Below are 26,089 nucleotides of genomic sequence, written 5' to 3'. Positions count from 1 at the left end.
CCGCTCACCGAGGCGCTCCCCGTGCTGCGGTGTCCGCACTGCGGCGGCGCGCTGTCGCGGGCTGGCGCGGTCGTGCGCTGTGAGCGCGGGCACGCGTTCGACGTCGCGCGCCAGGGGTACCTGAGCCTGCTGGCCGGGGCGGCGCCCGCGGCGCCCGGCGATACCGCGCCCATGGTGGCGGCACGGGCGGTGTTCCTGGCCGGCGGGGCGTTCGATCCCCTGCGCGACGCGGTCGCCGAGACGGTCGCGCGCGTCGCCGACCGGGCCGGCGACGGCCTGGTCGTCGACATCGGGGCGGGGACCGGCTGGTATCTCGCCGGCGCGCTGGACCGCCTGCCCGGGCGCCTCGGCCTCGCGCTCGACATCTCCAAGCCGGCGCTGCGCCGCGCGGCCCGGGCGCACCCCCGGATCGCGGCCGTCGGCGCGGACGCGTGGCGGGCGCTGCCGCTGGGCGACGGATGCGCGGCCGCGGTGCTCGGCGTGTTCGCCCCGCGCAACGCGGCGGAGGCGGCGCGCGTGCTCGTCCCCGGCGGGGCGCTCGTGGTCTCGACCCCCACGCCGCGGCACCTGCGCGAGCTCGTCGAGCCGCTCGGCCTGCTCGGCGTCGACGCGCACAAGCAGCAGCGGCTGGCGGCGCAGCTCGAAGGCCCGCTGACGCTCGACCACCGCGAGGAGCACGAGTGGGCGATGACGCTCGACCGCGACGCGGTCGCTGCCCTGGCGGGCATGGGGCCCAGCGCGTTCCACGCAGACCGGGACGACCGGGCGCGGCGGATCGCCGGGCTGGCGGAGCCGGCGGAGGTCACGGCGTCGGTGGCCGTCTCGGTCTACGGGCGCCGGGCACCGCGCTGACGTGTGGGCGTTCGAGCCCGCTGAGCGGGCATGGATGCCCACCCGTCCCGTCGGGCTCCCCGATCTCGCGTCATTGGACGAGCCCGTGCACGAACGTCGAGTTCGGGGCCGGGTTCGGATCGACCCGGATGCCCGGCGGCGACTGGCTGACGTCGACGAACAGGCACAGCGCCCGCCCCCCGGCGCCGCCGGGGACGCAGCTGCGGTAGACGTCGCCGAGTCGCACCAGCGTGGCCTGCTCGATGTGGATGCGGTAGCGCGGGTCGGCCTGATGGGCGACGTAGCGGCGCACGGCGGTCGAGACGGCCATGAGCTCCTGCTCGCCGGCCTCGCGCTCCGGCCGGTGCGCGAGGCCGATGCCGAGGAACGCGGCGCTGACCGCGAGCAGCGCGGCGGTCCCGCCGCGGTCGCGCGCGACGATCCGCGGCAGGTCGGCCCGCCGCCGGCGCAGCAGCGCGCCCAGGAGCGGAGCGATCGCCGCCACCGCGATGAGGTTGAAGAACGCGGCGAGCAGCAGAGCCGGGATCCACCCGGCGGTCCGGTCGCCGGCCGGGGGCAGCTGGTGCACGATCACCGCGTCGACCGCGGTCAGCGTGACGAACGTGGGCCACTGCCAGGCGCCGCGCAGCCGCCAGCGAAGCCGCGACGGCCACACCCGCTCCATCCCCGCAGCGTACGCCCCGGCGATGGTCCCGCCGCCCTCGTGGCGTGCCCGCGCGCACGGCCTGCGGGGCCGGATCCGCGCCTCGCGCGGGCGGGCCGGATCCGCGCGAGCCGGTATTCTCTGGCCCGGACCCGGTGCCAACGGCGGCGATCCCGCCCGCGGCACGAGACGTGCGCCGGATCGGCGATCCCGGAATCCGGCGTCAACCAGGGAGAGACACAGGAGATGGCGACCGAGACGGCTCGCACGGCGGAGGCTGCCGCCAGCGACCACCTCACCACCACGGACCGGACGGCCCTCCTGCGCTACATGCTGCTCATGCGCGGCATCGAGGCGCGGGCGATGACGCTCTACCGCCAGGGCAAGGTGCCCGGCTCGTTCTACGACGGCTTCGGCCAGGAGGCGGTCTCCGTGGGCGCCGCGTTCGCCATGGCCGCCGAGGACCGGCTCTGCATCCTGCATCGCGACCTCGGCGCGCACATCGTGCGCGGGGTCACCCCGGCGCGGATCCTCGGCCAGTACATGGGGCGCGCGGGCGGCGTCACGGGCGGTCGCGACGGCAACATCCACTTCGGCGACCGCGCCCTCGGCTGCGTCGGGATGGTCTCGATGCTCCCCGACATGATGCTCGTCGCGACGGGCATGGCGATGGCGTTCAAGCTGCGCGGCGAGGCGCGCTGCGCCATCACGTGGTTCGGTGACGGCTCGACGTCGCGCGGCGACTTCCACGAGGCGATGAACTGGGCCGGCGTGCAGCGCCTGCCGGTCGTCTTCGTCCTCGAGAACAACCAGTTCGCCTACTCCACCCCGGTCGACCAGCAGTTCGCCGTCAACCCGGTCCGGCGCGCCGAGACCTACGGCTTCCCGGGCGAGTCGGTCGACGGCAACGACGCCGAGGCGATGTTCGACGCGGTGCGCCGCGCCCGCGAGCGCGCGATCGCCGGCGCCGGCCCGACGCTCATCGAGGCGGTGACGATGCGCATGCACGGCCACGCCGCCCACGACGACATGAAGTACGTGCCGAAGGACCTCGTCGCGCTGTGGCGGGAGCGCGACCCCATCGACCGCCAGGAGACGCGGGTGCGCGAACTCGGCGTCGACACCGCGGCCCTGCGCGCGGAGGTGGAGGGCGAGATCGAGGCCGGCGTGCAGGAGGCGCTGGCCATGCCGATGCCCGACCCGGCGACCGCGGCCGACGGCGTGTTCGCCGCCGAGGCCGAGCCGCTCGGCGACGGCCACGCGCCCTGGTCGGGGTTCGCGCGATGACCGTCTCCGCGGCCCCCCGCACCATGACGTACCTGCAGGCGATCTCCGACGCGCTGCGCGAGGAGATGCGCGCCGACGAGCGCGTCCTGCTGATGGGCGAGGACATCGGCGTCTTCGGCGGCGCGTTCAAGGTCACCGACGGCTTCATCGACGAGTTCGGCGCGTCGCGCGTCATGGATACGCCGCTGGCCGAGTCGGGGATCATCGGCACCGCCGTCGGGGCCGCCGTCGTCGGCCTGCGGCCGGTGTGCGAGATGCAGTTCTCGGACTTCGTCTCGTGCGGCTTCGACCAGCTCGTCAACGTCGCCGGCAAGATGCACTATCGGATGGGGCTCGCCGTGCCGATCACGGTGCGCCTGCCCACGGGCGGCGGGTTCTCGGGCGGTCCGTACCACTCCCAGAACCCTGAGGCGTGGTTCATGCACGCGCCCGGGCTGAAGATGGTCGCGCCGTCGACCGCCGAGGACGCCAAGGGCCTGCTGATCGCCGCGATCCGCGACCCCAACCCGGTCCTCTTCTGCGAGCACAAGCACCTGTACCGGCGCGTGAAGGGCGACGTCCCCGCGGGCGTTTACGAGACGCCGATGACGGCCCGGGTCGCGCGCGAGGGCGACGACCTGTGCGTCATCGCCTACGGCGCGATGGTGCACACCGCGCTCGAGGCGACCGACGACCTCGACGGGGCGAGCGTCCGCGTGCTCGACCTGCGGACGCTGGTCCCGCTCGACGAGGCGGCGATCCTCGAGAGCGTGCACCGCTGCTCGAAGGTCGTGATCCTCGACGAGGCCAACGCGACGTGCGCCGCCGGCGCCCAGGTCGCGGCGCTGATCGCCGAGAAGGGCTTCGAGGACCTCGACGGGCCGGTCGTCCGGGTCTCGACGCCCGACGTGCCCATCGCGTTCTCGCCGCCGCTCGAGCAGGCGCTGCTGCCGTCCGTCGACCGGGTCCGGGAGGCCTGCCGTGAGCTCCTCGATTACTGACGTCACCATGCCCCAGATGGGCGTATCGGTCGCCGAGGGGACCGTCATCGGCTGGTCCAAGCAGCCGGGCGACTGGGTCGAGGCCGACGAGACGGTGCTCGAGGTGTCGACCGACAAGATCGACACCGAGGTCCCCGCCCCGGCCAGCGGCCGGCTCGCCGAGATCCTGGTGCAGGAGGGCGAGACCGTGGACGTCGGCACGGTGCTCGCGCGGATCGAGACCGATGCGCGGCCCGGCGAGGCGCACGCGAGCGAGACCCGGGAGCCGCCGCCCGCCGCCCGCCCCGAGCCGGCGCCGGCGCCGGCGACCAACGGCGCGCGACGCTATTCGCCCGTCGTCCAGCGCATCGCCGCCGAGCACGGCATCGACCTCGCAGGCATCGCGGGCACCGGCCGTGGCGGGCGCGTGCGCAAGCAGGACGTCCTCGCGGCGATCGAGGGCGCTGCCCCGCCGGTTTCGGCGGTCGAGGGCGCTCCCCCGCCGGCCGCGGCGCCCGAGCCGCCGCTGCACATCGAGTCGCCCTACCGGCCCGACCCCGAGCCGGCGGGCGAGCCCGCTCGCGCGGCCGCCGCGGAGCCGAGCGGCACCCTGTCGCGCATGCGCCGCACGATCGGCGAGCACATGAAGCGCTCGCTGGACACCGCGGCGACGTGCACCACGTGGATCGAGGTGGACTTCTCCGGCGTCGAGGCCGAGCGCGCCCGGCTCGGCCTCACGGCCCTGCCGGTCGTCGCCCGCGCCACGGTCGACGCGCTGCGCGAGCACCCGGCGCTGAACGCCACGCTCGACGGCGAGGACTACCGCCGCCACGACGACGCCGTCCACCTCGGCATCGCGGTGTCGCTCGGCGACGACGGGCTCATCGTGCCCGTCATCCGCGACGCGCAGGACCTCAGCGCCGAGGGGCTCGGCCGCGCGATCCGCGAGGTCGCGCGACGCGCGCGGGCGCGGCGGCTCGACCCCGACGAGGTCCGCGGCGGCACGTTCACGATCACGAACCCGGGCCAGTTCGGCTCGATCATGGCCACGCCGGTGATCAACCAGCCACAGGTCGGGATCCTCGACGTCGAGGCCGTCGTGAAGCGACCGGTGGTGATCGACGTCCCACCCACCCCCGCCATCGCCGTGCGCCCGATCTGCATCCTCGGCCTGTCGTGGGACCACCGGGCGCTCGACGGCGTGGTCGCCGCGCAGTTCCTGGCCACGGTCAAGCGGCGGCTGGAGGCGCTGCGCGAGGGGTAGTCTCGAGGACGAGCCCATGGCCGACCTGCACGTCGTCAACCTCGGTCTCGTCGAATACCGCGAGGCGCTCGAGCTGCAGCACCGGTTCGCCGACGCTCGCGCCGCGGACGCGATCGCCGACACCGTGCTCATGCTCGAGCACCCGCTCTGCTACACCCGCGGGCGGCGCACCCCGCCCGGCGAGCTCACCCTGCCGGAGGCCTGGTACCGCGAGCGGGGCATCGACATCGTCGACGTCGACCGCGGCGGCAAGGTGACCCACCACGCGCCCGGCCAGCTCGTCGCGTACCCGATCATGCGCGTCGAGAGCGCGCGCGAGCACGTCGCCCGCATGGAGCGCGCGATCGTCGCCGCCCTCGCCGACGAGGGCGTGCCGGCGCGAGGACGCAGCGCGGAGGGGCCCGCGTGGACGGGGGTGTGGGTCGGCGAGGCGAAGATCGCCTCGATCGGCGTGCACGTCTCGCGCGGGATCACCACGCACGGGCTCGCGATCAACGTCGACAACGACCTCGAGCCGTGGTCGTGGATCGTGCCGTGCGGCCTGCCCGGCGTGCGCACGACGTCGGTCGCCGAGCAGACCGGCGCGACCGGGGCGCGGCTGCCCTGCCTGCGCAAGCGGCTGGCGTGGCGCTTCGCCCAGGAGTGCGGCATGCGCCAGCGGATCGTGTCGCGCGAGCGGGCGCTGGCACCGCTGCTGGCGCCCGCCGTCTGAGCGCCGGCGCACCGGCGCGCCAGCGATCCTGCAACAGACGGTGCATCGGTGAGGAACAATGCCCGCCGAATGCGTCCGCCAAGGAGCCGCCCGTGATCCCCCGCCCGCGCGCGCGACACGCCGCCGCGCTCGCCCTCGTCGCCACTGCCGCCGTCGTCGCGCCGTCCGCCGCACAGGCGGCCGAGCAGCTCGCCGGCCTCACGGCCGACAACCAGATCTTCCTGTTCCGCTCCGACTCGCCCGGCAATCTGCAGAACGCCGTGCCGGTCACCGGGCTGATCAGCAACGAGCAGCTCCTGGGCCTCGACAGCCTCGCCGCCACCGGGCGCCTCTACGCGCTGGGCTCGACGAACCGCATCTACGTCGTCGACCCGATCACCGGCGTTGCCGCGGCCGTGAGCAACACGCCGTTCAGCCCGCCGCTGAACGGCACCGCGTTCGCGTTCTCGATCGACCCGGGCACGTTCCAGGCCCGCTCGGTGTCGGACACCGCGCAGAACCTACGGATCTCCGTGGCGACCGGCCAGGTCGCCGGCGTCGACGCGGCCTACGCCTACGACGCGGGCGACGCCGGAGCGGGCACCGTCCCGGTCTTCGGCGGCATCGCCTACTCGCTCCCGCCGGCCGGCGGCGGCGGGATCGCGTCGCTGTTCGGCATCGACACCGGCCGCGACGCGCTGGTGAGCGCGCCGACCTCCGCCGCTCTCGTGCGCACGATCGGGCCGCTGGGCCTGAACGCCGACGGCCAGACCCCGATGGACCTGACCGCGACGGGCGTCGCCTACGCGGCGCTGCACACCGGCAACGCCACGCCGAGCCTCTACACGCTCGACCTCTCGACGGGCGCCGCGACGCCGACCGTCCGCAACGCCGCGCAGTCGACGATCGCCTACAAGTCCTCGAGCACGTCGCGGGCCGTCCGGCCGATCGTGGCGATGGCCGCGCTCGGCGCGGTACCCGACGACGGCGTCGACCCGCGCGTGCTGCTCGACGCGCCGAACTCGATCAAGGCGTCGAACCTCACGTCGAAGGGCTACCGCTTCAGCGTGTCGTGCAACGAGGCATGCTCGGTCTCCGGCCAGCTGACCGTCGGCAAGGTCAAGACGACCGCGGTGACCGGCCAGGTGCTCTCCACCGCCGGGTACGTGACGATGACCAGCAAGCTGAACGCAGACGCGAAGAAGCTGCTGCGCGCGGACGCCACCCAGGGCTTCGGGCTGAAGGTCACGGTCACCGACTCGGCCGGCAACAAGGTCACGGCCTCGCGCAGCGGCAGGACCAAGTAGACGCACGGGGGCCCACCGCTGCCGGCAGCGGCTCCGGCCCCACCTCGTCGACGCTCGGGCCGGCGCCGGCTCCACGAGCAGCCGCCACGATACGCTGCGTCGGGTGACCCAGCGCACCCACCAGACGCGCTCGCGGGCCAACCCGGGCGGCATGGACGTGCTCACCGTCCTCGGCCCGGACGTGCTGCCGCTGCGCGCCCGCAAGCCGCGCTGGTTCAAGGTCCCGCCGCCCGGCGGGGCGCGGTACCGCGAGCTGCGCAGCATGATGGAGGCCGAGAACCTCCACACGGTCTGCCAGGAGGCCGCGTGCCCGAACGTCGGGGAGTGCTGGGAGCGCGGCACGGCGACGTTCATGATCCTCGGCGACACGTGCACCCGCCGCTGCGGCTTCTGCCATGTCAAGACCGGCAAGCCGACCTGGAACGACCCGCTCGAGCCGGCCCGCGTCGCCCGCTCGATCGCGCGGATGGGGCTGCGCCACGCGGTCATCACCAGCGTCGACCGCGACGACCTGCCCGACAAGGGCGCCCGCATCTGGGCCGCGACGATCCGCCAGGTCCGCCGCCAGGCGCCCGACTGCAAGGTCGAGGTGCTGACCCCCGACTTCCAGGGCCACGAGATGCCGCTGGCCACCGTCATCGCTGAGCGCCCTGACGTCTTCAACCACAACGTCGAGGTCGTCCCGCGGCTGTATCCGGTCGCGCGGCGCGGCTCGACGTGGCAGCGCTCGCTGCGGGTGCTGCGCAACGCCAAGGAGATGGGCGGCGACGCGGTCACGACGAAGTCGGGCCTGATGGTCGGCCTCGGCGAGACCCACGACGAGATGGTCGCCGCATTTGCCGACCTGCGCGACGCCGGCGTCCAGGTGCTCACCGTCGGCCAGTACCTGCGGCCCACCGAGAACCACCTGCCCGTCGTGCGCTGGTGGCACCCCGACGAGTTCGCCGCGCTCGAGACCGCCGCCTACGCGCTCGGGTTCGACCACATCGCCGCCGGCCCACTCGTGCGCTCCAGCTACCACGCCGACCAGCACGTCCCGCAGGACCGGCCGGGCGTGGGTCCGCTGGCCGCAGCCTCCTGACCCGTCGGTAGCCTTGACGGGCGCCGTGTTCCCGGTCAAGGACGACATCCCGACCGACCGCCCCCCGCTCGTCACGTACGCGCTGCTGCTGGCCAACGTGGTGGTGTTCCTCGCCGTGGGCGGCGACGCGGTGGCGCGCCACGGGCTCGTGCCCGCCGACCCGACCGTGCGCGACGCGCTGAGCTCGATGTTCCTGCACACCGGACTGCTGCACCTCGTCGGCAACCTCCTGTTCCTGTGGTGGTTCGGGCCGAACGTCGAGGACGCGCTCGGGCGCGGGCGCTTCCTGGCGTTCTACGTCGTCGGCGGGCTCGTCGCGGCGGGCGCGCAGGTCGCGATCGACCCGTCGTCGACCGCCCCGCTGGTCGGCGCGTCCGGCGCGATCGCCGCGGTGATGGGCGCGTACCTGCGCCTCTATCCCTGGGCGCGCGTGTTGACGCTCGTGTGCTGTCTGTTCTTCTTCACCGTCATCGCGATCCCGGTCACCGTCCTGCTCGCCGGCTGGATCGCCCTGCAGGTCGGGTTCGCGCTGCTCGACCCGGGCAGCGTGGCCTACGCGGCGCACCTCGCCGGGTTCGCGTTCGGCCTGCTGACCGCCGGGTTCGTGGCCACGCATGTCAAGACCCCCGAGTCGCTGCTTCGGCGCGGCCGCGCGGCCTGGCAGTGAGGACCGTCGCGCTCGTCTCGGCGCTGGCCATGATCGCGGTGCTCGGAGGACTGACGATCGTGGTGACGGTCCGCAACGGGCCCGACCCCCTGACGGTCGTCTCCTTCGTCGTCCTGGCGCTCCTGGGGTTCGGCATCCTCGGAGCGCTGCGCAACCCGCCGCCCTCCTCGCCGTCATGAAGCGCGTCGCCGCCGCCCTGCTCGTCGTCGCGATCGCCGTCGCCGCCGCCGCGTGGCTGGTCACCGACAGCCGGCGCCATGGCAGCGATGCGGCCGCGCAGCGCGCGACCGTCCCCCGCCGGCTCGCCCAGCAGACGCTCGCCAACGGCCCGCCGGCGGGCGACGTCATCGCCCGCCAGCCGCTCGACGTGCGGCTCGTCGGCGCCGCCGACCCGGTCGTGATCCCCTTCAAGCACCCGCCGCGCAGCGGCCTGCTCTTCGACCTCGACACCGGGCGCGTCCTGTGGCGCCATCAGCCCGAGCGGGTGCTGCCCATCGCCTCGCTGACGAAGATGATGACCGCCCTGCTCGTCGTCGAGAACAGCCGGCCGGACTACCGGGTGCGCGTCACGAAGCAGGCGCTCGCCTACGAGGGCTCAGGCCTCGGCGTGCTGCCGAAGGGCAAGCTCATCCGCCTCGAGACGATGCTCAACGGCCTGCTGATCGTCTCCGGCAACGACGCGGCGATCGCGCTCGCGCAGCGCATCGGCGGCACCGTGCCGAAGTTCGTGGCGATGATGAACGACAAGGCCCTTGCCCTCGGCCTGCGGTGCACGCGCTATGCCGCCCCCGACGGGCTCACCGACCGTGGCAACCACTCGTGCGCGGCCGACCTCGCCGCGCTGGCCCGGGCGGTGCTCGACGAGCCGCGCCTCGCGCGCATCGTGCGCCGCCGCTCGGCGATCCTGCCCTTCCCGATCAAGGGCCACAAGCTCTACCTCTACTCGCACAACCCGCTCATCCGCACGGGCTACCGCGGCGTGACGGGCATCAAGACCGGCTACACCGACGCCGCCGGCCGCTGCCTCGTCGCGTCGGCGACGCGCAACGGGCGCCGGCTCGGCGTCGTCCTGCTGAACTCGCCGGACACCGAGCGCCAGGCGCGCAAGCTGCTCGACGCGGGGTTCCGCGCCGAGCGCTGATCGCCGCGGGTGTTGGGTTCGGTCCCGACCACCGGATCAAGCTGCCGAACCCCACGTACCTCATCCCGTAGGATCACCTTGACTGGCCAGTCAACTAGTGGTTACGAGACGGGCCACGAGCCACAGAGAGGGGACCACGGGTGGATCTCAACGACACGCCCGAGCAGGCCGCATACCGCGATCGCGTGCGGCACTGGCTCGACGAGCACAAGGCCGGCGCACCGCCGCGAGCGGCGACCGGCGACGAGGACGCGTACCTCGCCGCCCGCCGGAGGTGGCAGGGACGGCTCGCGGAGGGCGGACTGGCCGGCGTCGTGTGGCCGAAGGAGTACGGCGGCCAGGGTCTCGGGCCGATCGAGCAGCTGATCGTCAACCAGGAGATCTCGTCCGCCGGCGTGCCGGGGATCCTCGACGTCATCGGCGTCGGGATGCTCGGGCCGACGATCATCGCCCACGGCACCGACGCGCAGAAGAGCCGCTACCTCGGCCCGATGCTCCACGGCGACGAGGTCTGGTGCCAGCTGTTCTCCGAGCCGGCCGCCGGATCCGACCTCGCCGGCGTGCAGGCGCGCGCCCGCTCCAACGACGACGGCAGCTGGACGCTCAACGGCCAGAAGGTGTGGACGACGAACGCGCAGTTCGCCGCCTACGGCCTGCTGCTCGCGCGCACCGACGCAGACGTGCCCAAGCACAAGGGCCTGACGATGTTCGTCGTTCCGATGGACGCGCCGGGCGTCACGGTCCGCGGCCTGCGCCAGATCTCCGGCGAGGCCGAGTTCAACGAGGTCTTCTTCGACGACGTGCGCCTCGACGAGGACGCCGTCGTGGGCGGCGTGGGCAACGGCTGGGGCACGGCGCTGACCACGCTGATGTTCGAGCGCGTGACGATCGGCCTCGGCTCCGAGGGGCTCGGCTACCGCGCCGACCGCTTCGCCGCCCCGATCGCCGACGACGAGGCCGCGCGCCGCGACCCCGAGGTGCGCAAGCGGCTCGGCGAGGCGGGGGCGGACCTGCTCGCGCTGCGCTTCACGGCCTACCGCACGCTCACCGCGCTGCAGTCCGGCCAGATCCCCGGGCCCGAAGCGGCCCTGGCCAAGGTCACGACGGTGAACGCGGCGATCGCCGCCACCGACCTCATCGCCGACGTCATCGGCCCCGACGCGCTCGAGGCCGACTCCGAGTGGTCCTATGCGATCTCGTTCCTGCCCGGCCTGAAGTCGGCCGGCGGCACGGAGGAGATCCTGCGCAACACCGTCGGCGAGCGCGTCCTCGGGCTGCCCCCCGAGCCACGCCTCGACAAGGGCATCCCGTTCTCCGAGCTGCGCGCGCGTGAGCGGGCGGGCACCACCCAGGCGGCCATCCCGACCCGGGACGACAGCTCGGGGGTGGTCGGAGGCAGCACCCACGCGGCCGTCCCGACCCGGGACGACAGCTCGGGGGTGGTCGCGGGCACCACCCGCGCGACCGTCCCGACCCGGGACGACAACTCGGGGATGGTCGAATGAACCTCGCACTCTCCGACGAGCAGGAGTTCCTGCGCGAGGCGGCGCGCGGCACGCTCGCACGGGTGAACACCGTCGAGGCCGCGCGCGAGGCGCTCGAGGGGGCGCCGCTGCCCGACCTGTGGCCGGCCGCCTGCGAGGCCGGCTGGCCCGGGCTGCTCGTCTCCGAGGACCATGGCGGCGCCGGGCTGGGCCCGTTCGACGCGATGCTCGTGATGGGCGAGTGCGGCCGCGTGCTGGCCGGCGTGCCCCTGCTGGGCCACCTCCCCGCGTCGTGGCTGCTGGACCGCGGCGGCCATCCGGCGCTGCAGGACGTCGCCGCCGGCACCCGGCGCGCGGCGTTCGTGGGCGCCCAGCCGCCGAGCGACCTCGGCGGCGGCTGGACCTGGGACGGCGAGCACGGCAAGGGCCGCGTGCCGGCCGGCGACGGCACGACCGCCCACTGGGTCGTCGACGCGCCGGGCGCCGACGTGTTCGTCGTGGTCGGCGCCGGCGGGTCGGTCAGCGTCGTCGAGGGCGTCACGGTCGAGACAGTCACGCGCTACGACGCCACGCGCTCCCTCGGCCTTGCCGACCTGAGCGCGGACACCGCCACGCCCCTGGACGTCAGCGCCACCGACGCCGCCAACGCCTGGCACCTCGCCCAGGCGCTGATCGCCGCCGAGTCGCTGGGGACCGTCGAGACGTGCCTGGAGCTCGCCGTCGCGTACGCGAAGGAGCGCTTCACGTTCGGCCGCGCGATCGGCTCCTACCAGGCGATCAAGCACCAGCTCGTCGAGGTGCTCCGGGTGCTGGAGAACGGGCGCTCGCTGCTGTACTACGCGGGCTGGGCGGGCGAGTCCAAGCCGGAGGAGTTCGCGCTCGCCGCCTCGGCGGCGCGGTCGGTGGCCGGCCGCGCGCTCGACACGGCCGCGCGGACGAACATCGCGGTGCACGGCGGCATCGGTGCGACCTGGGAGCACGACGCGCCGCTGTACTTCCGGCGCGCGCAGCTCTCGCGCCGGCTGCTCGGCGGCACGGGCGGCGCCACCGACCGGGTGGCGGGCGAGCTGATCGCCGCGGCGGCATAGGACAGATGCGGGCCGTCGCGGCCACCGACCGGGTGGCGGGCGAGCTGACCGCCGCGGCGGCACAGGACGGATGCGGCCCGTCGCCACCGACCGGGTGGCGGGCGAGCTGACCGCCGCGGCGGCACAGGACGGATGCGGCCCGTCCCGGCCGCCGGCCGGGACGGGCCGTGCCGTAGGGTGCAGCGACCCATGAGCGCCGCCGACACCGCCGCCCCCCTCGTCGCCCGGGTCGACGAGCTCGCACCCGGGGCCCGCACCATCCGCATCCGCTTCTGGGACGGCAGCGAGCTACCGTCCGCCGACGGCGACCCGGACGCCCCCGCCGTCATCCTGCGCTCGCCGCGCGCGCTGTCACACGTCGCCTGGCGGCCCGGGGAGATCGGCGTCGCGCGTGCGTGGGTCAGCGGCGAGGTCGACAGCGACGGCGACATCGAGCGCATCCTCACCCTGCGCACGCGCTTCGAGGGACTGCACTTCGGCAGCGCCGAGCTCGCGCTGCTGGCGAGGACGGCGCGGCGGCTCGGCGCCCTCCGCGGCGGCAAGCCGCCGATCCCGGAGACGGAGTTCCGCAAGGACGGCCGCCTGCACTCGCTCGTGCGCGACCGCAGCGCGATCAGCCACCACTACGACGTCTCCAACGAGTTCTACGGACTGGTGCTCGGCCCGAGCATGGTCTACTCGTGCGCGTACTTCGCCGACCCGTCGGAGTCGGTGGACGTGGCGCAGGAGCGCAAGCTCGAGCTGATCTGCCGCAAGCTGCGCCTGACCGAGGACGAGCGCTTCCTCGACATCGGCTGCGGCTGGGGCTCGCTCGTGATCCACGCCGCGCGCGAGCACGGCGTGCGCGCCGTCGGCGTGACGATCTCCGAGGCCCAGGCCGAGCTCGCCCGCGCGCGCGTGCGCGGGGCGGGCCTCGCCGACCGCGTCGAGATCCGGGTCGCCGACTACCGCGAGCTCACCGACGGCCCGTACGACAAGGTGGCGTCGGTCGGCATGTACGAGCACGTCGGCCGTGGCGAGCTCGTCGCCTACTTCGCCTCGGTCAAGGCGCTCGTGCGCCCGGGCGGGTTGTTCCTCAACCACGGCATCGCCCGCATCGCCCCGCACGTCAAGCGCCGGCCGTGGGCGTCGGACGCGACGTTCCTGTCGCGCTACGTGTTCCCCGACGGGGAGCTGTCGCTGCTGGGGACGGCGATCGAGGCGGCCGAGCGCGCGGGCCTGGAGACGCGCGACGACGAGTCGCTGCGCGAGCACTACGCGCTGACGCTGCGCGCGTGGGTGGCGAACCTGGCCGCGCACCGCGAACAGGCCGTCGCCATCGCCGGCAGCGAGCGCGAGCGGATCTGGCGCCTGTACATGACGGGCGCCGCCCTGGCGTTCGAGGCGGGCGAGATCGGCGTGCACCAGACCGTGTTCGCGATCCCGGGCGGGCGACACGGCCTGCCGCTGGTGCGCAAGGGGCTGCTGCCGCATGCCTCTGCGCCGTCTCACTGACGGCGCTCAAGGTTCTCTGGCCGCTTGCCGATACTCGTGGCGATGCGCGGGGGCATCGTCCTTGTCCTGGTCGGCCTGGCACTTGCCGCCGGGCTCTGCGCGCCCGCGGGCGCCGCCACCGGCGACTACCTCGGCGTCAGCGTCGGCACGCTGTTCGACGCCGAGCGCGACTTCGTGCCCGGCGGCGCGAGCCAGCTCGACAGCCTCGGCCGCACGGGCATCCCGGTCGCCCGCGTCGACGCCACGTGGCACTCGGTCGAGCCGTATGGCCCCTATCCCGGCTTCGCGCGCAACTGGGTGGCGGCGGACCGCATCGCCGGCGCGCTCGCGCTGCGCCGCATCCGCTGGTTCCCGATCCTCGGCTACGCGACGCCGTGGTCGACCTCCGCCGCCGGCACGGACAAGGCAGGGCCCGCCAACCACGCGTACTTCGCCTCGTACGCCGCCGGCGTCGCACAGCGCTTCGGCCCCGGCGGCACCTTCTGGCAGGCGCACCCGGAGCTCCCGTACCTGCCGGTCACCGCGATGGAGCTGTGGAACGAGCCGAACCTCCGCGCCTACTGGCGCCCCGAGCCGGATGGCGCCACATACGCGTCGCTGTACCTGGCGACGCGCTCGGCCGTCCACGAGGTCATGCCCGACGTGAAGGTCATCACCGGGGGCCTGAGCCCGTACGCGCAGCCCGAGGCGTTCCTGCGCACGATGTTCGCCGCGCGCCCCGATCTCGCGGGCAACCTCGACGGCGTCGGCATCCACCCGTACGCGGCCGGCCCCGCCCAGGTCATGGACGTGATCGTCAGCATCCGCGAGACGCTGCGCTCGCTCGGCGCCGGCGGCGTGCCGATCGCCGCCACCGAGCTCGGCTGGCCCCGCCCCAACCAGAGTCCGAACGCCGCGTTCGCGATCCCGGACGCCACGCGCGCCGGCGACATCGGGCTCATCTCCGACGCCCTGCCGGTCTCGGACTGCAACGTCGACCGGCTGCTCATGTTCACGTGGACCACGCCGGAGGCCAACCCGGTCGAGCAGGAGGACTGGTTCGGCCTCGTGCACCCCGACGGCGCGCCCACGGCCGCCGCCGGCGCCCTGGCCGCCGCCTCCCTGCGCGAGCTGCCGGCGGGGGCCCCGCTGGCGGTCTGCGGCGGGGCGCCCGCGACCGCGGCGCCGCTCGCGCTCGACATGAAGGTCACCCGCGCCCGCGGCGACCAGGGCCGCACGTGCGCGCGCGCCGTGGTGACCTACCGGGGCCTGCCGGTCAACCGCATCCCGGTCGAGTACGTCCAGGGGGCCAACCGCGCCGCCATCGCCGGTGACGACGACGGGCACACCGAGCGCTGCTTCTCCAGGCCCGGGCGCATCCGCATCCAGGCGAAGGCGGGAAGATGGGCGGCATCGACGCCCACGACCGTCCGATCGCTGCGCAAGCCGACGCCGAAGAAGCCGAAGAAGCGGCCGGCCCGGCGCGGCTGACCCAACCCCGCGCCCGCCCGCGCCCAGGCTGGCTGGTCGCGGCCTGGATCGTGCTGGCCGTGCTGGCGGCCCTGGAGGGGCTGCACGAGCTCACCGGCTTCGGCGGCCACGCCCTCGTCGACAACTGGCTGCACAACGCGGCGATGGTGGCCGCGACCGGCCTGTGCATCGCGCGCGCGGTCCACGACCCGCACGGCCGCGGAGCGTGGCTGGCGTTCGGCGCCGCGCTGGGTCTGTGGACGCTTGGCGACCTCACCTGGACGATCCTCTACGGGGCCGACCCCGATCCCCCCTATCCGACGATCGCCGACGCGCTGTGGCTGGCGTGGTACCCGGTGGTCGCCGTGGCCATCGGCCTGCTCATCCGCACGCACGTCACGCGCTTCGAGCTGCACCGCTGGATGGACGGACTCGCGGTCATGCTCATCGTGCTCATCCCCGGCTTCGCGTTCGTCGTGCAGCCGGTCAGCGAGAGCACGGACAACGGCTCGCTGTCGACGATCGTGGACTTCAGCTATCCGATCCTCGACGTCGTGCTGGTCGGCGCGCTGCTGGGGGTGTTCAGCCTGCTCGCGTGGCGGCCGAGCCGGGCGTGGCTCGCCCTCGGCCTCGGCTGCGCGCTGATCGCCATCAGCGACGCGGCCCTCGCCGTACAGCAGGCGCGCGGCGAGTTCGGCGGCGACTGGACCTTCACGCTCACGGTGGGCGCCATCGTCATCACGTACGCCGCGTGGGCGTCGGCCGCCGAGGACGACGAGCGCGAGGTCTACGGCTGGCGCGCGATCGCGCTGGCGGTGGCGGCGCAGGTCCTCGCCGGAGCGATCCAGATCTACGGGCTCTTCCACGAGCTCGGGCCGAGCGAGCGCGTCGTCACGCTCGCGGTCCTCGCCATCGCGACGACGCAGATCATCATCACGCGCCCGCGGCCGCCGGGCGACGCGTGAGCGTGGCGCGCGGGCCCGCGCGAGGCGCATCGGCGCGATCTTCGGCACCACGCCGATGCCCGACGGCTCGGTGAGCCATCCCTACGAGGGCGTCTGCCCCACCCAGCGCACGCGCAGCGCTAACGCGCGACGGTGCGCCGGTAGCGCGCCGTCGCGAGCACCGCGAACACCGCCGCGATCCCGACGCACCACAGCAGGGCGAACCCGACGTCGGTCCCCGCCGGGGTGCCGAGCCACAGCGAGCGCAGCGCGTCCACGACGGTGGTGATCGGGTTCGCGTTGGCGATGGCCGCGAGCACCTTGGGCATCGAGTCCGTCGGCACGTACGCCGACGACACGAACGTGAGCGGGAAGATGACGATCGTGATCATCGCCGAGGCCGACTCGGGTGAGGACGCGATGAGCCCGAAGAAGCAGTAGACCCACGACATCGCGTAGCCGAACAGCAGCACGAGACCCACGCCCGCGGCGATCTTCCCGGCCGTCGCATCGAAGCTGAAGCCGACGATGAAGCCGACGATGAGCATCGTGACGAGCGCGATCACGTTCATCGACACGTCGCTGAGCGTGCGGCCGGCGAGCACCGCGGAGCGCGCCATCGGCAGCGAGCGGAAGCGGTCGATCAGGCCCTTGCGGAGGTCGTCGGAGATGCCCAGCGCCGTCGCGTAGCCGGTGAACGCGATCATCTGGACGATGATCCCTGGCAGGAAGAAGTCGATGTAGTCGAAGCCCGGTGTGCTGATCGCGCCGCCGAACACGTACGTGAACAGGACCACGAACATGATCGGCTGGAACGTGACGCCGACCAGCAGGTCCGGGTTGCGCGGGATGCGCCGCAGGTTGCGCTGCGCGAGCAGCAGCGCGTCGCTGAGTGCGGCCATCAGCGCACCGCCTCGGGCTCGGCGTCCGCGTCCACTTCGGCGGCGTGGCCGGTGAGCGTCAGGAAGACGTCGTCGAGCGTCGGCCGGCGCAGCGTCAGGTCGTCGACGGCGACCCCCGCGTCGTCCAGGCGCCTAAGGGCGTCGACGACCGTGCCGTCCTGGCGCGAGACCGCCGCGCGCAGGACGCCGTCGCGGATGGCGGGCCGCTCCGCCGTGACGTCGACCAGCGCCGCGATCGCCGCCTCCGCGTGCTCGTCGGGGTCGGCGAGCCGCACCTCGAGCATCGCCCCGCCGACGCGGTCCTTGAGCTCGCTGCCGGTCCCCTCGGCGATGACGCGGCCGTGGTCGATGACGACGATCCGGTCGGCGAGGTGGTCGGCCTCCTCGAGGTACTGCGTCGTCAGCAGGACCGTGGTGCCGCCGGCGACGCGGTCGCGGATCGTCTCCCACAGGCCGAGGCGGCTGCGCGGGTCCAGGCCGGTGGTCGGCTCGTCGAGGAACAGCACCTCCGGGCGCGCGACGAGCGCGGCGCCGAGGTCCAGGCGCCGGCGCATGCCTCCCGAGTACGTGCCGACGAGCCGCGAACCCGCGTCCTCGAGCGAGAAGCGCTCCAGCAGGTCGCGCGCGCGGGTGCGCGCCTCGGCGCGCGACAACCGGTACAAGCGGCCGAACAGCTCGAGGTTCTCCTGGCCGGTCAGCGCCTCGTCGACCGCGGCGTACTGCCCGGCCAGGCCGATGCGCCGGCGCAGCTCGGCGGCCTCGCGCACGACATCGAGGCCGAGGACGCGCGCACTGCCGCCGTCGGGTCGCAGCAGCGTCGTGAGGATGCGCACGGCGGTGGTCTTGCCCGCGCCGTTGGGGCCGAGCACGCCGAGCACGCTGCCCTGATCGACGCTCAGGCTGACGCCGTCGAGGGCGCGCACGTCGCCGTAGCGCTTCTGGAGGTCGTCCGTCTCGATCGCCGCCGTCACGCGACGTCACGGTAACGAATCGCGTTGCGGTGCGGCCCCTGTCAGCCGTCGCCCTCCGTGCGGCGCGGTGCGTAGCGGTGATGGAGCATGAGCGCGTTGCCGTCGGGGTCGGTGAAGAACGCCATGTGGCACACGCCCGTGTCCATCGTCTCGCCCTGGAATGGCACCCCGCGCCCCTCGAGCGTCGCGCGGGCGGCGGCGACGTCGTCGACGTGCAGCGCGAGCGCGTTGCGGCTGACGTGGTGGCCGATGCCCATCCGCTCGCCGTCGATGATGCCGATCGTGAGGTTGCCGGTGTCGAACTCGGCGAAGCCGCGGTCGGGCAGGTAGACGGCGCGCTCGAGCCCGAGCGTCCTGCCGTAGAACTCGGCGGCGGCAACGACGTCCTTGCTCGAGATCGGGACGAAGTCGACGCCGCTGATGAGGTGCGTGTCGGTGCCCATGGAGACTCCTTTCGGCGAGGTCGGGGGGTGGTCGCGTGGGTTCATCGGCCGCCGGTCAGCGCCCGAGCGCGTCGGCCAGCACCAGCCGGCTGATCTCCTGGGCGCGGAGGGCCGCGTCGTGGTCGCCTTCGCCGGCGGCCACGATCGAGCCCTTCATGAGGATGTGCCACTTGCGCGCGAAGCCGGCGGGATCCGCGACGCCGGCCTCGCGCGCGAGGCCCTCGAGGAACCGGCGGATGTTGGCCAGCGACGCGACGCTGGCCGCGTGCGCCGGATGCTCGGCGTCCGTCGTCTCGAGCATGACGTTGATGAACGCGCAGCCCTCGAACGCGGGCTCGCGGAACCACCCGTCGAAGACGTCGAAGACGGCCAGGAGCCGGTCGGCCGGGTCCTGGGCGCGGCGCTCGACGTCCTGACGCAGCCAGCCGTCGGTCCACAGCTCCTCACGGCGGGCCAGGAAGGCGAGGACGAGGTCGTCCTTGGAGCCGAAGTGGCGGTAGAGCGTCATGCGCGCGACCCCGGCGGTCGCGACGATCTCGTCGACGCCGACGGCCCGCACGCCGCGCGTGGAGAACAACTCGTAGGCGGCGGCCATGATGCGCTCGCGCGCCTCCCCGCCGCCGACCCCGGCTGTCCGCACTGCGCTCATCGCACTGCGACGGTAGCAAGTGCGGCCGTCGCGATTTGACGGGGCGACGGCGCGGGGATACCGTCCGGGGAGGCCGAGAGAGAGAACGGTCACTCTCACCCCCAGCGAGGAGGCATCCATGCCGATTCCCACCGAGCTCGTCGGGTCGCTGCCGCGGCCGATGCGGCTGCAGGAGGCCTACGCCGACCACGACGAGGGCAAGATCACCTTCGAGCAGCTCCAGGCCGAGCAGGACGCCGCCGCCGCGGACTCGATCCGCCGCCTCGAGGAGGTGGGCGAGCCGATCGTCACCGACGGCGAGCAGCGCGAGTCGAGCTTCGCGACGTACCCGATCACCGACACGCTGGCCGGCACCGGCCTGGCCGAGAACCTCGCCGGCGACGGGCAGTTCTTCGCCATCTTCGACGACGGCCACCACCGCCAGCTGCCCCGCCTCACCGGCGGGCCGTTCCGCTACAAGACGTTCGCCGAGGAGTTCGTGCGCAAGAACCGCGCGATCGCGACGCACCCGGTCAAGCAGGCGGTCATCGCGCCGTCCATGCTCATGCTGCTCTATCCGCTCGAGGGCGAGATCGACGGGTACCCGCGCGAGCAGTTCCTCGCCGACCTGTGCGACGAGGTCGAGAAGGACATCCGCGGGTGCTTCGCCGCCGGCGCCGTCCGCGTGTCGGTCGACTTCACCGAAGGCCGGCTCGCGAACAAGAACGACGCGCGCAACCCGTGGACCGGCAAGAACATGCTGCAGGAGTTCATCGACCTCAACAACCGCGTCCTCGACCGGTTCTCGCCGCAGGAGCGGCGCAACATCGGCATCCACACGTGCCCGGGCGGCGACTGCGACTCGGTCCACTCCAAGGAGGTCCCGTACGAGCAGCTGCTGGAGCACATGTTCGACATCGATGCGGGCTACTTCCTGATCCAGTGCGCCAGCGAGGACGACCGCGAGAAGGTCTACCGCCTCTGCGGACGGCACAGCCGCGAGGATGCCGACGGCGTCGCGCAGGTGTGCTTCATCGGCGTGATCAACCCGCTCGACCCCCGCGTGGAGACGCCGGAGGAGGTCCGCGACGCCCTCGTCGCCGCCGCGCGCCACATCCCGGTCGAGCGCCTGGGGGCGACCGACGACTGCGGCTTCTCGCCGTTCAGCCGCGACGTCAAGCCCAAGCACGGCTCGCCCGACGCGGCCCGCGACATCGCGATGCAGAAGATCGCGGCGCGGCTGAAGGGAACGCAGATGGCCTCCGAGGAGCTCGGCGTCGGCTCCGAGCCCGTCGGCGTGTAGATCCTCCAACCGGTGGCCGGCCGGTGCGACGGCGGCGCCGGCCGGCCCTGATAGGCACCGCCCATGCGCTCCTTCGACGCGGAGGCGGCCACGGGTCGCCGGCCGCTCCTGCACGGCAAGGTCGCCGTCATCACCGGCGCGGCGAGCGGCATCGGCCGCTCCGCCACCGGCCTGTTCTCCGCGGCCGGGGCGACCGTCGTCGCGTTCGACCGCCACGAGGCCGGACTCGCGGCGCTGCGCGGGTCCCACGGCGACGACCTGCTCGCCGTCACCGGCGACGTGACGTCCAACGACGACGTCGCCGGGCTCGTCGCGGCGGCCCTCGAGCGCCATGGGCGCATCGACGTGCTGCTGAACTCCGCCGGGGTGGGCACGATCGCCGACGTCCCGCAGGAGGTGTCCGACACCCCCGACGACATCTGGCAGCGGACGCTGGACGTCAACCTCAGCGGCACGTTCCGCGTCTCGCGGGCGGTGATCCCGGCGATGGCGGCGGGCGGCGGCGGCGCGATCGTCAACCTCGCCAGCGTGCTCGGCCTCGCGGGCCTCGCGGGAGCGGTGTCCTACTCGGCATCCAAGGGCGGCGTCATCGCGATCACCCGTACGATCGCGCTGGAGGGCGCGCCGCTGGGCATCCGCGCGAACGTGCTGGCCCCGGGCTTCATCGAGACGCCGATGGTGACCGAGTACCTGCCGAAGCTCGAGGATCCCGAGCAGGCGCGCATCGACGTCGAGGCGGCGCACGCGCTCGGCCGGCTCGGGCAGCCGGAGGAGGTCGCGGGGGCGGCGCTGTGGCTGGCCTCCGACGCCGCGAGCTTCGTCACCGGCGCCGTCCTCCCGGTCGACGGCGGCTACCTCATGGTCTGATCGCCGCGATGGCCGTCGCCCGCCCTGGTGGGTAGCATGCCGTCGATGATGCCGTCCTGCGGGAGCACGCGGTCTGCGCGGGGCAGCTGTAGCGCATGCGGCGGCTGACCAGCGCCAACCCCGCCACCGCCGTCGCGGTCAGCGGCGTGGTGATCGTGATGCTGATCGTCACCGCGGTCGGCGTCGCGGTCTGGCGCTTCAACGAGGCCGAGGACAGCTACCAGCGCATCGCCCGGCACGCGGAGGGGACGCTCGTCCCGCTCGGGCTCATGCGCCAGAACGTCGTCGAGCGGCTCGAGGCGGCCGTTCAGTACCGAGTGACGAAGGACCCCGCCGCGCTCGCCCAGATCGAGACGCTCGACCGCCGGTTCAGCACCCTCGTGGACCGGTCCCGGCGCACCGGCTTCAACGATGCGGGGACGACGACGGCGCTCAGCCGCCTCGATCGGCTGAGCCACGCGGCCACCGACGCCGGCCGGGCGAGCCTGACGGGCGGAGGGCCGGCAGCGGATCTCCAGGCCAACGCCGCGCTGCTCGACCTGCAGAAGGGGCTGAGCGGGTACGCCGCCGCCCAGGCCGCGAACGTCCCACCGCTCGTCGCGCAGGCCGCCGACGACGCGAGGACCGCACGGCTCGTGGCCATCCTCGCCGGGGCCGTCGCGGCGCTCATCACGATCGCGCTCGTCGTCTACGTGCTGCGCATGCTGCGCCGGCTGCTCGAAGGGGTGCGGCGCACCGCGAGCACCCTGACCGAATCGGCGCTCGACATGCACGCCACGACGCAGGAATCGGCGGCGGCGCTCGCCCAGCAGTCCGAAGCGATCGTCGAGGTCGCCGGGACGGCGCACCAGCTCAGCTCGACCGCCTCCTCGATCGCCGCCGGGGCCGAGTCGCTCGCCGTCGCGGCCGGCCAGGCGGCCGCGACGGGCCAGGAGATGCGCGAGCAGGTCATCCAGATCGCGGAACGCTCGCTGGAGCTGGGACGCTGCAGCCAGGAGATCGGCGAGATCCTGACGCTGCTCACCGAGCTCGCCGACCGCACCGACCTGCTCGCCCTGAACGCGTCCATCGAGGCAGCGCGTGCGGGGGATGCCGGCCGCGGCTTCGGCGTGGTCGCCACCGAGGTGCGCAAGCTGGCCGAGCGCTCGGGCCAGTCGACCGAGTCCATCCGCGACCTGATCGCGCGCGTCCAGGACGCGACGAGCGCGACGATCCTCGCGACCGAGCAGGGCACGAAGCAGGCGGACGCGATCGTGGAGCTGATGGAGGGCTCGACCCACGATCTCGAGGAGAGCCGGCTCGCCGCCGAACAGCAGCGCGCCGCGACGGATCAGCTCGCCGAGACGCTCTCCGGGCTGCGCTCGGCGGTGCAGCAGCTGCTGTCCGAGCAGGACGGGCGCGTGGCCATGACCCGGCAGGTCGAGGACCTCACCGGCGACCTCGCGCGGCTGCTCGAGCGCCACGGGCTGCCGCTCGGCCGCAACGGCGACGTCGCCGCGGCCGGGCCGGCTCCGGCCGGACCGCCCTACGTCTGACCGGCCGGGCTCGCTCCGTCAGCCGGCGCCGTCGATCGCCTGGCGCAGGTCGGCGACGAGGTCATCGGGGTCCTCGATGCCGCACGAGAGGCGCACGAGGTCGGCCGGGACCGCGGCCGCCGAGCCCTCGACGGACTGGTGCGTCATCGCCTGCGGGACCTCGATCAGCGACTCGACGCCCCCGAGCGACTCGGCGAGCGAGAAGATCCGGGTGCCGGCCGCGATCCGCGCCGCCGCCGGGTGGCGGAACGACACCATGCCGCCGAAGCCGGGGTAGGCGACCTCGCTCACCCCCGGCCGGTCGCGCAGGAAGCCGGCGCACGCCTGCGCGTTCGCCGCGTGGGCGGCCATGCGCAGATGCAGCGTGCGCAGGCCGCGGTGCACGAGGAAGCAGTCGAGGGGGCCGGGAACGGCGCCGACGGCGTTCTGCACGAAGCGCACGCGCTCGTGCAGCTGCGGATCGGCGACCACCACCGCGCCGCCGACCGCGTCCGAGTGCCCGCCGAGGTACTTGGTCGTCGAGTGCACCACCGCTCCCGCGCCCAGCTCGAGCGGACGCTGGTTGACCGGCGTCGCGAACGTGTTGTCGACGCAGACGAGCGCGCCGCCGGCGCGCTCGACCACGCCCGCGACGTCGATGACCTTCAGCGTCGGGTTCGTCGGCGTCTCGACCCAGACGAGCGTCGTGCGGCCCGGCTGCACGGCCGCGGCGACGGCGTCGAGGTCGCGCTGGTCGACGATCGCGTACTCGAGCCCCCACCGGGTGAGCACCTTGTCGACGAGCCGGTACGTGCCGCCGTAGAGGTCGTCGGGCAGGACGACGTGATCGCCGGCGCGGCACTGCGCCGTGATGAGCGCGTGCTCGGCCGCCATGCCGGAGGAGAACGCGCTCGCCGCACCGCCCTCGAGCGCCCCGAGCGCGATCTCCAGCGCGGTGCGGGTCGGGTTGGCCGAGCGCGAGTAGTCGTAGTCCTCGACGAACTCGCCGGGCGCGGGCTGGACGTACGTGGTCGCCTGGTGGATCGCCGGCACGACGCCGCCGGTGTACGGGTCCGGCGTCAGCCCGGCGTGCACCGCCCTGGTCGCGAAGCGCGCGTCGGCGGGAAGCTCGCGGCTCATCGCGCCAGCGACTCCAGGAGGTCGGACCGGGTGACGATGCCCACGGCCCGGCCGTGGTCGGTGACCGTCAGCGCCTGGCGGTCACCGGCGAGCAGCTCGACCGCGTCGCGCACCGAGTCCTCCACGGACACCGACGGAAACGGCGCCTCCATCACCTCGAAGACGTGGGCGTCGAGGACGGCGGCGTCCACGATGGCGTGCCGGAGCAGCCCGCGCTCGCCGACCGAGCCGACGATCGCGTCGTGATCGTGGCTGGACACGACGGGCAGCTGCGAGACGCGGTGCGCGTGGAACAGCGCGACCGCGCTGCGCACCTCCTGCTCGGATTCGACGACCACGAGCGGCGGGACCTCCCCGACGCCGTGCTTGTCGAGCATCACGTCGCCGACCGTGCGATCCGTCGACCGTTCGAGGAAGCCGTGCTGCGCCATCCAGCCGTCGTTGAAGACCTTCGAGAGATACGAGCGGCCGCCGTCGGGCAGGACGACCACCACGAGCGCCCCGGGGTCGTCGAGCTCGCGCGCGACGACGACCGCGGCATGGACCGCCAGGCCGCCCGAGCCGCCGACGAGCAGTCCCTCGGTCCGGGCGAGCTTGCGGGTCATGAGGAACGCGTCGCGGTCGGAGACCGTGACGTAACGGTCCACCACCGCGGGGTCGAAGGTCTGCGGCCAGAAGTCCTCGCCGACGCCCTCGACGAGGTACGGCTTGACCACCTCGCTGGAGAAGATCGAGCCGACCGGGTCGGCGCCGATCACGACCACGTCCGGGTTCTGCTCCCGCAGGTGGCGTGCGCACCCGGTGATCGTGCCGCCGGTGCCGACGCCCGCGACCAGGTGGGTGATCCGGCCGCCGCTCTGGCGCCAGATCTCGGGGCCGGTGGAGCGGTAGTGCGCGTCCGGGTTGGCCGGGTTGACGTACTGGTTGGGCCGGAACGCGCCCGGCGTCTCCGCGGTCAGCCGGTCGGCGACGTTGTAGTAGGACTCCGGCGACTGGGGGTCCACGTTGGTCGGGCAGACGACGACCTCGGCGCCGTAGGCGCGCAGCAGGTCGATCTTCTCCTTGGAGACCTTGTCGGGCATGACCGCGATCACGCGGTAGCCCTTCAGCCGGGCGGCGAGCGCCAGGCCCGTGCCCGTGTTGCCGGACGTCGGCTCGACGATGGTGCCGCCCGGGCGCAGGTGCCCGTCCCGCTCGGCCGCCTCGATCATCGCGACCGCGACACGGTCCTTGATCGAACCGCCGGGGTTGAAGAGCTCGACCTTCGCCGCCAGCGGGGTGCGCAGGTCCGGCTCGAGCCGTCGCAGCGACACCAGGGGCGTCTCTCCGATGGTGTCGAGGATCGAGTCCTGGATCTCGGCCGGGGCGCCCGTGGTGCTGCCCATGGGCCGACTATAGGCGCAAAACCGTCGGCGAAGGCCCCCGCGCGGCGGTAGCGTTGGCTCGTCGGGCGTTCGAGAGGAGGGGGCGTATGGCGGAGGTGGCCGGCCGGCGGATGGCAGCCGAACTCGACGGGGACTTCGTCGTCTTCCTCATCGGTGCGCGGCTCAACAGCAAGCTCCGGGCCGTACAGGCGTTCCTCGACCTCGGGGGGCGCCGCGGCATGAAGCACATGCTCGACCACCTCGTGGCCCACCCGGAGCGGGGCCTGCTCGCGTACGAGATGGGGTTCCCGACGATCGTGCAGTACTGGCGGTCCTTCGAGCATCTCGAGGCGTTCGCGCAGGACGCGGACGACCCGCACCTCGACGTGTGGCGCAACTACTGGCGCCGCGTGGGCCGCAGCGACCGCACGGGCATCTGGCACGAGACCTACCTCGTGCGCGCGGGCGACTACGAGGCGGTCTACGGCAACATGCCGCCGCACGGGCTCGGCAAGGCGGGGCGGCTCGTCCCGATCTCGGAGACGTCGAGCGCCCGCGGGCGCCTGCGCGCGACCGCGTCCTGAGCGGCCGCGCGGCGGGTCGCCG

General features: G+C 73.7%; 26 protein-coding genes. 19 read left to right on the top strand and 7 right to left on the bottom strand.

Annotated features, from left to right (window positions below; all coding sequences use genetic code 11):
• Positions 1-21 precede the first annotated feature (21 nt).
• Complete coding sequence (locus DSM104329_RS01495; RefSeq protein ID WP_407655961.1) at positions 22-852, top strand: putative RNA methyltransferase; 831 nt, start codon at positions 22-24, stop codon at positions 850-852.
• Positions 853-922: 70 nt separating this feature from the next.
• On the opposite strand, the gene DSM104329_RS01490 is transcribed toward DSM104329_RS01495, so the two are convergent.
• Positions 923-1,516, bottom strand: a complete 594-nt coding sequence (locus DSM104329_RS01490) for a hypothetical protein (RefSeq protein WP_259313621.1) — start codon at positions 1,514-1,516, stop codon at positions 923-925.
• 225 nt (positions 1,517-1,741) lie between these two features.
• Here DSM104329_RS01490 and DSM104329_RS01485 point away from each other — a divergent pair, with 225 nt between their 5' ends.
• The 14 genes from DSM104329_RS01485 (at position 1,742) to DSM104329_RS01420 (ending at position 16,372) form a co-directional block, all read left to right on the top strand.
• On the top strand, positions 1,742-2,782 hold the full coding sequence (locus DSM104329_RS01485) for a thiamine pyrophosphate-dependent dehydrogenase E1 component subunit alpha (protein ID WP_259313620.1): 1,041 nt from the start codon (positions 1,742-1,744) through the stop codon (positions 2,780-2,782).
• A complete protein-coding gene (locus DSM104329_RS01480) occupies positions 2,779-3,762 on the top strand; it encodes an alpha-ketoacid dehydrogenase subunit beta (RefSeq protein WP_259313619.1) in 984 nt (327 codons plus the stop codon). The genes DSM104329_RS01485 and DSM104329_RS01480 overlap by 4 nt, the downstream gene beginning before the upstream one ends.
• The gene (locus tag DSM104329_RS01475; protein WP_259313618.1) at positions 3,743-5,005 is read left to right on the top strand and encodes a dihydrolipoamide acetyltransferase family protein; all 1,263 of its coding nucleotides are present in this window, start codon (positions 3,743-3,745) and stop codon (positions 5,003-5,005) included. The genes DSM104329_RS01480 and DSM104329_RS01475 overlap by 20 nt, the downstream gene beginning before the upstream one ends.
• Positions 5,006-5,021: 16 nt before the next feature.
• Entirely contained in the window at positions 5,022-5,717 is a 696-nt protein-coding gene (gene lipB, locus DSM104329_RS01470) for a lipoyl(octanoyl) transferase LipB (protein WP_259313617.1), read from the top strand.
• A 92-nt stretch (positions 5,718-5,809) separates the two neighbouring features.
• Positions 5,810-7,003 (top strand): DUF4394 domain-containing protein, encoded by a 1,194-nt coding sequence (locus DSM104329_RS01465; protein WP_259313616.1) that lies wholly within the window; start codon positions 5,810-5,812, stop codon positions 7,001-7,003.
• Positions 7,004-7,106: 103 nt separating this feature from the next.
• Complete coding sequence (gene lipA, locus DSM104329_RS01460) at positions 7,107-8,084, top strand: lipoyl synthase (protein WP_259313615.1); 978 nt, start codon at positions 7,107-7,109, stop codon at positions 8,082-8,084.
• Between the two features lie 25 nt (positions 8,085-8,109).
• On the top strand, positions 8,110-8,751 hold the full coding sequence (locus tag DSM104329_RS01455; protein WP_259313614.1) for a rhomboid family intramembrane serine protease: 642 nt from the start codon (positions 8,110-8,112) through the stop codon (positions 8,749-8,751).
• A complete protein-coding gene (locus DSM104329_RS01450; RefSeq protein WP_259313613.1) occupies positions 8,748-8,930 on the top strand; it encodes a hypothetical protein in 183 nt (60 codons plus the stop codon). Before DSM104329_RS01455 ends, DSM104329_RS01450 begins: the two co-directional genes overlap by 4 nt.
• Positions 8,927-9,892 (top strand): D-alanyl-D-alanine carboxypeptidase family protein, encoded by a 966-nt coding sequence (locus DSM104329_RS01445; RefSeq protein ID WP_259313612.1) that lies wholly within the window; start codon positions 8,927-8,929, stop codon positions 9,890-9,892. The genes DSM104329_RS01450 and DSM104329_RS01445 overlap by 4 nt, the downstream gene beginning before the upstream one ends.
• Before the next feature lie 140 nt (positions 9,893-10,032).
• Positions 10,033-11,397, top strand: a complete 1,365-nt coding sequence (locus tag DSM104329_RS01440) for an acyl-CoA dehydrogenase family protein (protein WP_259313611.1) — start codon at positions 10,033-10,035, stop codon at positions 11,395-11,397.
• Positions 11,394-12,464, top strand: a complete 1,071-nt coding sequence (locus DSM104329_RS01435; RefSeq protein ID WP_259313610.1) for an acyl-CoA dehydrogenase family protein — start codon at positions 11,394-11,396, stop codon at positions 12,462-12,464. The genes DSM104329_RS01440 and DSM104329_RS01435 overlap by 4 nt, the downstream gene beginning before the upstream one ends.
• 189 nt (positions 12,465-12,653) lie before the next feature.
• On the top strand, positions 12,654-13,958 hold the full coding sequence (locus DSM104329_RS01430) for a class I SAM-dependent methyltransferase (protein WP_259313609.1): 1,305 nt from the start codon (positions 12,654-12,656) through the stop codon (positions 13,956-13,958).
• 24 nt (positions 13,959-13,982) lie between these two features.
• Positions 13,983-15,428: a hypothetical protein gene (locus tag DSM104329_RS01425; RefSeq protein ID WP_259313608.1), complete on the top strand. Its 1,446-nt coding sequence runs from the start codon at positions 13,983-13,985 to the stop codon at positions 15,426-15,428.
• Positions 15,341-16,372 carry a hypothetical protein gene (locus DSM104329_RS01420; protein WP_259313607.1) on the top strand — a complete coding sequence of 344 codons (1,032 nt, stop codon included), beginning with the start codon at positions 15,341-15,343 and terminating at the stop codon, positions 16,370-16,372. The genes DSM104329_RS01425 and DSM104329_RS01420 overlap by 88 nt, the downstream gene beginning before the upstream one ends.
• A gap of 119 nt (positions 16,373-16,491) precedes the next feature.
• Here DSM104329_RS01420 and DSM104329_RS01415 read toward each other — a convergent pair whose 3' ends face one another.
• Genes DSM104329_RS01415 through DSM104329_RS01400 form a run of 4 tightly spaced genes read right to left on the bottom strand, consistent with a single transcriptional unit; the run spans position 16,492 to position 19,307 of the window.
• The gene (locus DSM104329_RS01415) at positions 16,492-17,253 is read right to left on the bottom strand and encodes an ABC transporter permease (protein WP_259313606.1); all 762 of its coding nucleotides are present in this window, start codon (positions 17,251-17,253) and stop codon (positions 16,492-16,494) included.
• Positions 17,253-18,224 (bottom strand): ATP-binding cassette domain-containing protein, encoded by a 972-nt coding sequence (locus DSM104329_RS01410; protein WP_259313605.1) that lies wholly within the window; start codon positions 18,222-18,224, stop codon positions 17,253-17,255. Before DSM104329_RS01410 ends, DSM104329_RS01415 begins: the two co-directional genes overlap by 1 nt.
• A 41-nt stretch (positions 18,225-18,265) precedes the next feature.
• Entirely contained in the window at positions 18,266-18,667 is a 402-nt protein-coding gene (locus DSM104329_RS01405; protein WP_259313604.1) for a VOC family protein, read from the bottom strand.
• Between the two features lie 55 nt (positions 18,668-18,722).
• Positions 18,723-19,307 (bottom strand): TetR/AcrR family transcriptional regulator, encoded by a 585-nt coding sequence (locus DSM104329_RS01400; RefSeq protein WP_407655960.1) that lies wholly within the window; start codon positions 19,305-19,307, stop codon positions 18,723-18,725.
• Between the two features lie 127 nt (positions 19,308-19,434).
• Here DSM104329_RS01400 and DSM104329_RS01395 point away from each other — a divergent pair, with 127 nt between their 5' ends.
• From DSM104329_RS01395 to DSM104329_RS01385, 3 genes are all read left to right on the top strand, one after another.
• The gene (locus DSM104329_RS01395) at positions 19,435-20,598 is read left to right on the top strand and encodes a uroporphyrinogen decarboxylase/cobalamine-independent methonine synthase family protein (RefSeq protein ID WP_259313602.1); all 1,164 of its coding nucleotides are present in this window, start codon (positions 19,435-19,437) and stop codon (positions 20,596-20,598) included.
• A gap of 63 nt (positions 20,599-20,661) precedes the next feature.
• Positions 20,662-21,465, top strand: a complete 804-nt coding sequence (locus DSM104329_RS01390) for an SDR family NAD(P)-dependent oxidoreductase (RefSeq protein ID WP_259313601.1) — start codon at positions 20,662-20,664, stop codon at positions 21,463-21,465.
• Positions 21,466-21,560: 95 nt separating this feature from the next.
• On the top strand, positions 21,561-23,000 hold the full coding sequence (locus DSM104329_RS01385) for a methyl-accepting chemotaxis protein (RefSeq protein ID WP_259313600.1): 1,440 nt from the start codon (positions 21,561-21,563) through the stop codon (positions 22,998-23,000).
• A gap of 18 nt (positions 23,001-23,018) precedes the next feature.
• On the opposite strand, the gene DSM104329_RS01380 is transcribed toward DSM104329_RS01385, so the two are convergent.
• Both DSM104329_RS01380 and DSM104329_RS01375 read right to left on the bottom strand, forming a co-directional pair.
• Positions 23,019-24,119, bottom strand: a complete 1,101-nt coding sequence (locus DSM104329_RS01380; RefSeq protein WP_259313599.1) for a PLP-dependent transferase — start codon at positions 24,117-24,119, stop codon at positions 23,019-23,021.
• Positions 24,116-25,504: a cystathionine beta-synthase gene (locus tag DSM104329_RS01375; RefSeq protein ID WP_259313598.1), complete on the bottom strand. Its 1,389-nt coding sequence runs from the start codon at positions 25,502-25,504 to the stop codon at positions 24,116-24,118. The genes DSM104329_RS01380 and DSM104329_RS01375 overlap by 4 nt, the downstream gene beginning before the upstream one ends.
• An 86-nt stretch (positions 25,505-25,590) precedes the next feature.
• On the opposite strand from DSM104329_RS01375, the gene DSM104329_RS01370 reads away from it, so the two are divergent.
• Entirely contained in the window at positions 25,591-26,067 is a 477-nt protein-coding gene (locus DSM104329_RS01370) for a DUF4188 domain-containing protein (RefSeq protein WP_259313597.1), read from the top strand.
• The last annotated feature ends 22 nt before the right edge of the window (positions 26,068-26,089 follow it).

This window comes from Capillimicrobium parvum, assembly GCF_021172045.1.
GTDB classification, from domain to species: Bacteria; Actinomycetota; Thermoleophilia; order Solirubrobacterales; family Solirubrobacteraceae; genus Capillimicrobium; species Capillimicrobium parvum.
This window is presented reverse-complemented; position numbering and strand designations above follow the sequence as displayed.

Excerpts from the sequence above, each read along its gene's own strand:
- DSM104329_RS01380 (WP_259313599.1), bottom strand. The coding sequence starts at position 24,119 with ATGAGCCGCGAGCTTCCCGCCGACGCGCGCTTCGCGACCAGGGCGGTG.
- DSM104329_RS01490 (WP_259313621.1), bottom strand. The coding sequence starts at position 1,516 with ATGGAGCGGGTGTGGCCGTCGCGGCTTCGCTGGCGGCTGCGCGGCGCC.
- DSM104329_RS01415 (WP_259313606.1), bottom strand. The coding sequence starts at position 17,253 with ATGGCCGCACTCAGCGACGCGCTGCTGCTCGCGCAGCGCAACCTGCGG.
- DSM104329_RS01435 (WP_259313610.1), top strand. The coding sequence starts at position 11,394 with ATGAACCTCGCACTCTCCGACGAGCAGGAGTTCCTGCGCGAGGCGGCG.
- DSM104329_RS01480 (WP_259313619.1), top strand. The coding sequence starts at position 2,779 with ATGACCGTCTCCGCGGCCCCCCGCACCATGACGTACCTGCAGGCGATC.
- DSM104329_RS01395 (WP_259313602.1), top strand. The coding sequence starts at position 19,435 with ATGCCGATTCCCACCGAGCTCGTCGGGTCGCTGCCGCGGCCGATGCGG.
- DSM104329_RS01375 (WP_259313598.1), bottom strand. The coding sequence starts at position 25,504 with ATGGGCAGCACCACGGGCGCCCCGGCCGAGATCCAGGACTCGATCCTC.
- DSM104329_RS01405 (WP_259313604.1), bottom strand. The coding sequence starts at position 18,667 with ATGGGCACCGACACGCACCTCATCAGCGGCGTCGACTTCGTCCCGATC.
- lipB (WP_259313617.1), top strand. The coding sequence starts at position 5,022 with ATGGCCGACCTGCACGTCGTCAACCTCGGTCTCGTCGAATACCGCGAG.
- DSM104329_RS01420 (WP_259313607.1), top strand. The coding sequence starts at position 15,341 with ATGGGCGGCATCGACGCCCACGACCGTCCGATCGCTGCGCAAGCCGAC.
- DSM104329_RS01370 (WP_259313597.1), top strand. The coding sequence starts at position 25,591 with ATGGCGGAGGTGGCCGGCCGGCGGATGGCAGCCGAACTCGACGGGGAC.
- DSM104329_RS01430 (WP_259313609.1), top strand. The coding sequence starts at position 12,654 with ATGAGCGCCGCCGACACCGCCGCCCCCCTCGTCGCCCGGGTCGACGAG.
- DSM104329_RS01385 (WP_259313600.1), top strand. The coding sequence starts at position 21,561 with ATGCGGCGGCTGACCAGCGCCAACCCCGCCACCGCCGTCGCGGTCAGC.
- DSM104329_RS01390 (WP_259313601.1), top strand. The coding sequence starts at position 20,662 with ATGCGCTCCTTCGACGCGGAGGCGGCCACGGGTCGCCGGCCGCTCCTG.
- DSM104329_RS01485 (WP_259313620.1), top strand. The coding sequence starts at position 1,742 with ATGGCGACCGAGACGGCTCGCACGGCGGAGGCTGCCGCCAGCGACCAC.
- DSM104329_RS01445 (WP_259313612.1), top strand. The coding sequence starts at position 8,927 with ATGAAGCGCGTCGCCGCCGCCCTGCTCGTCGTCGCGATCGCCGTCGCC.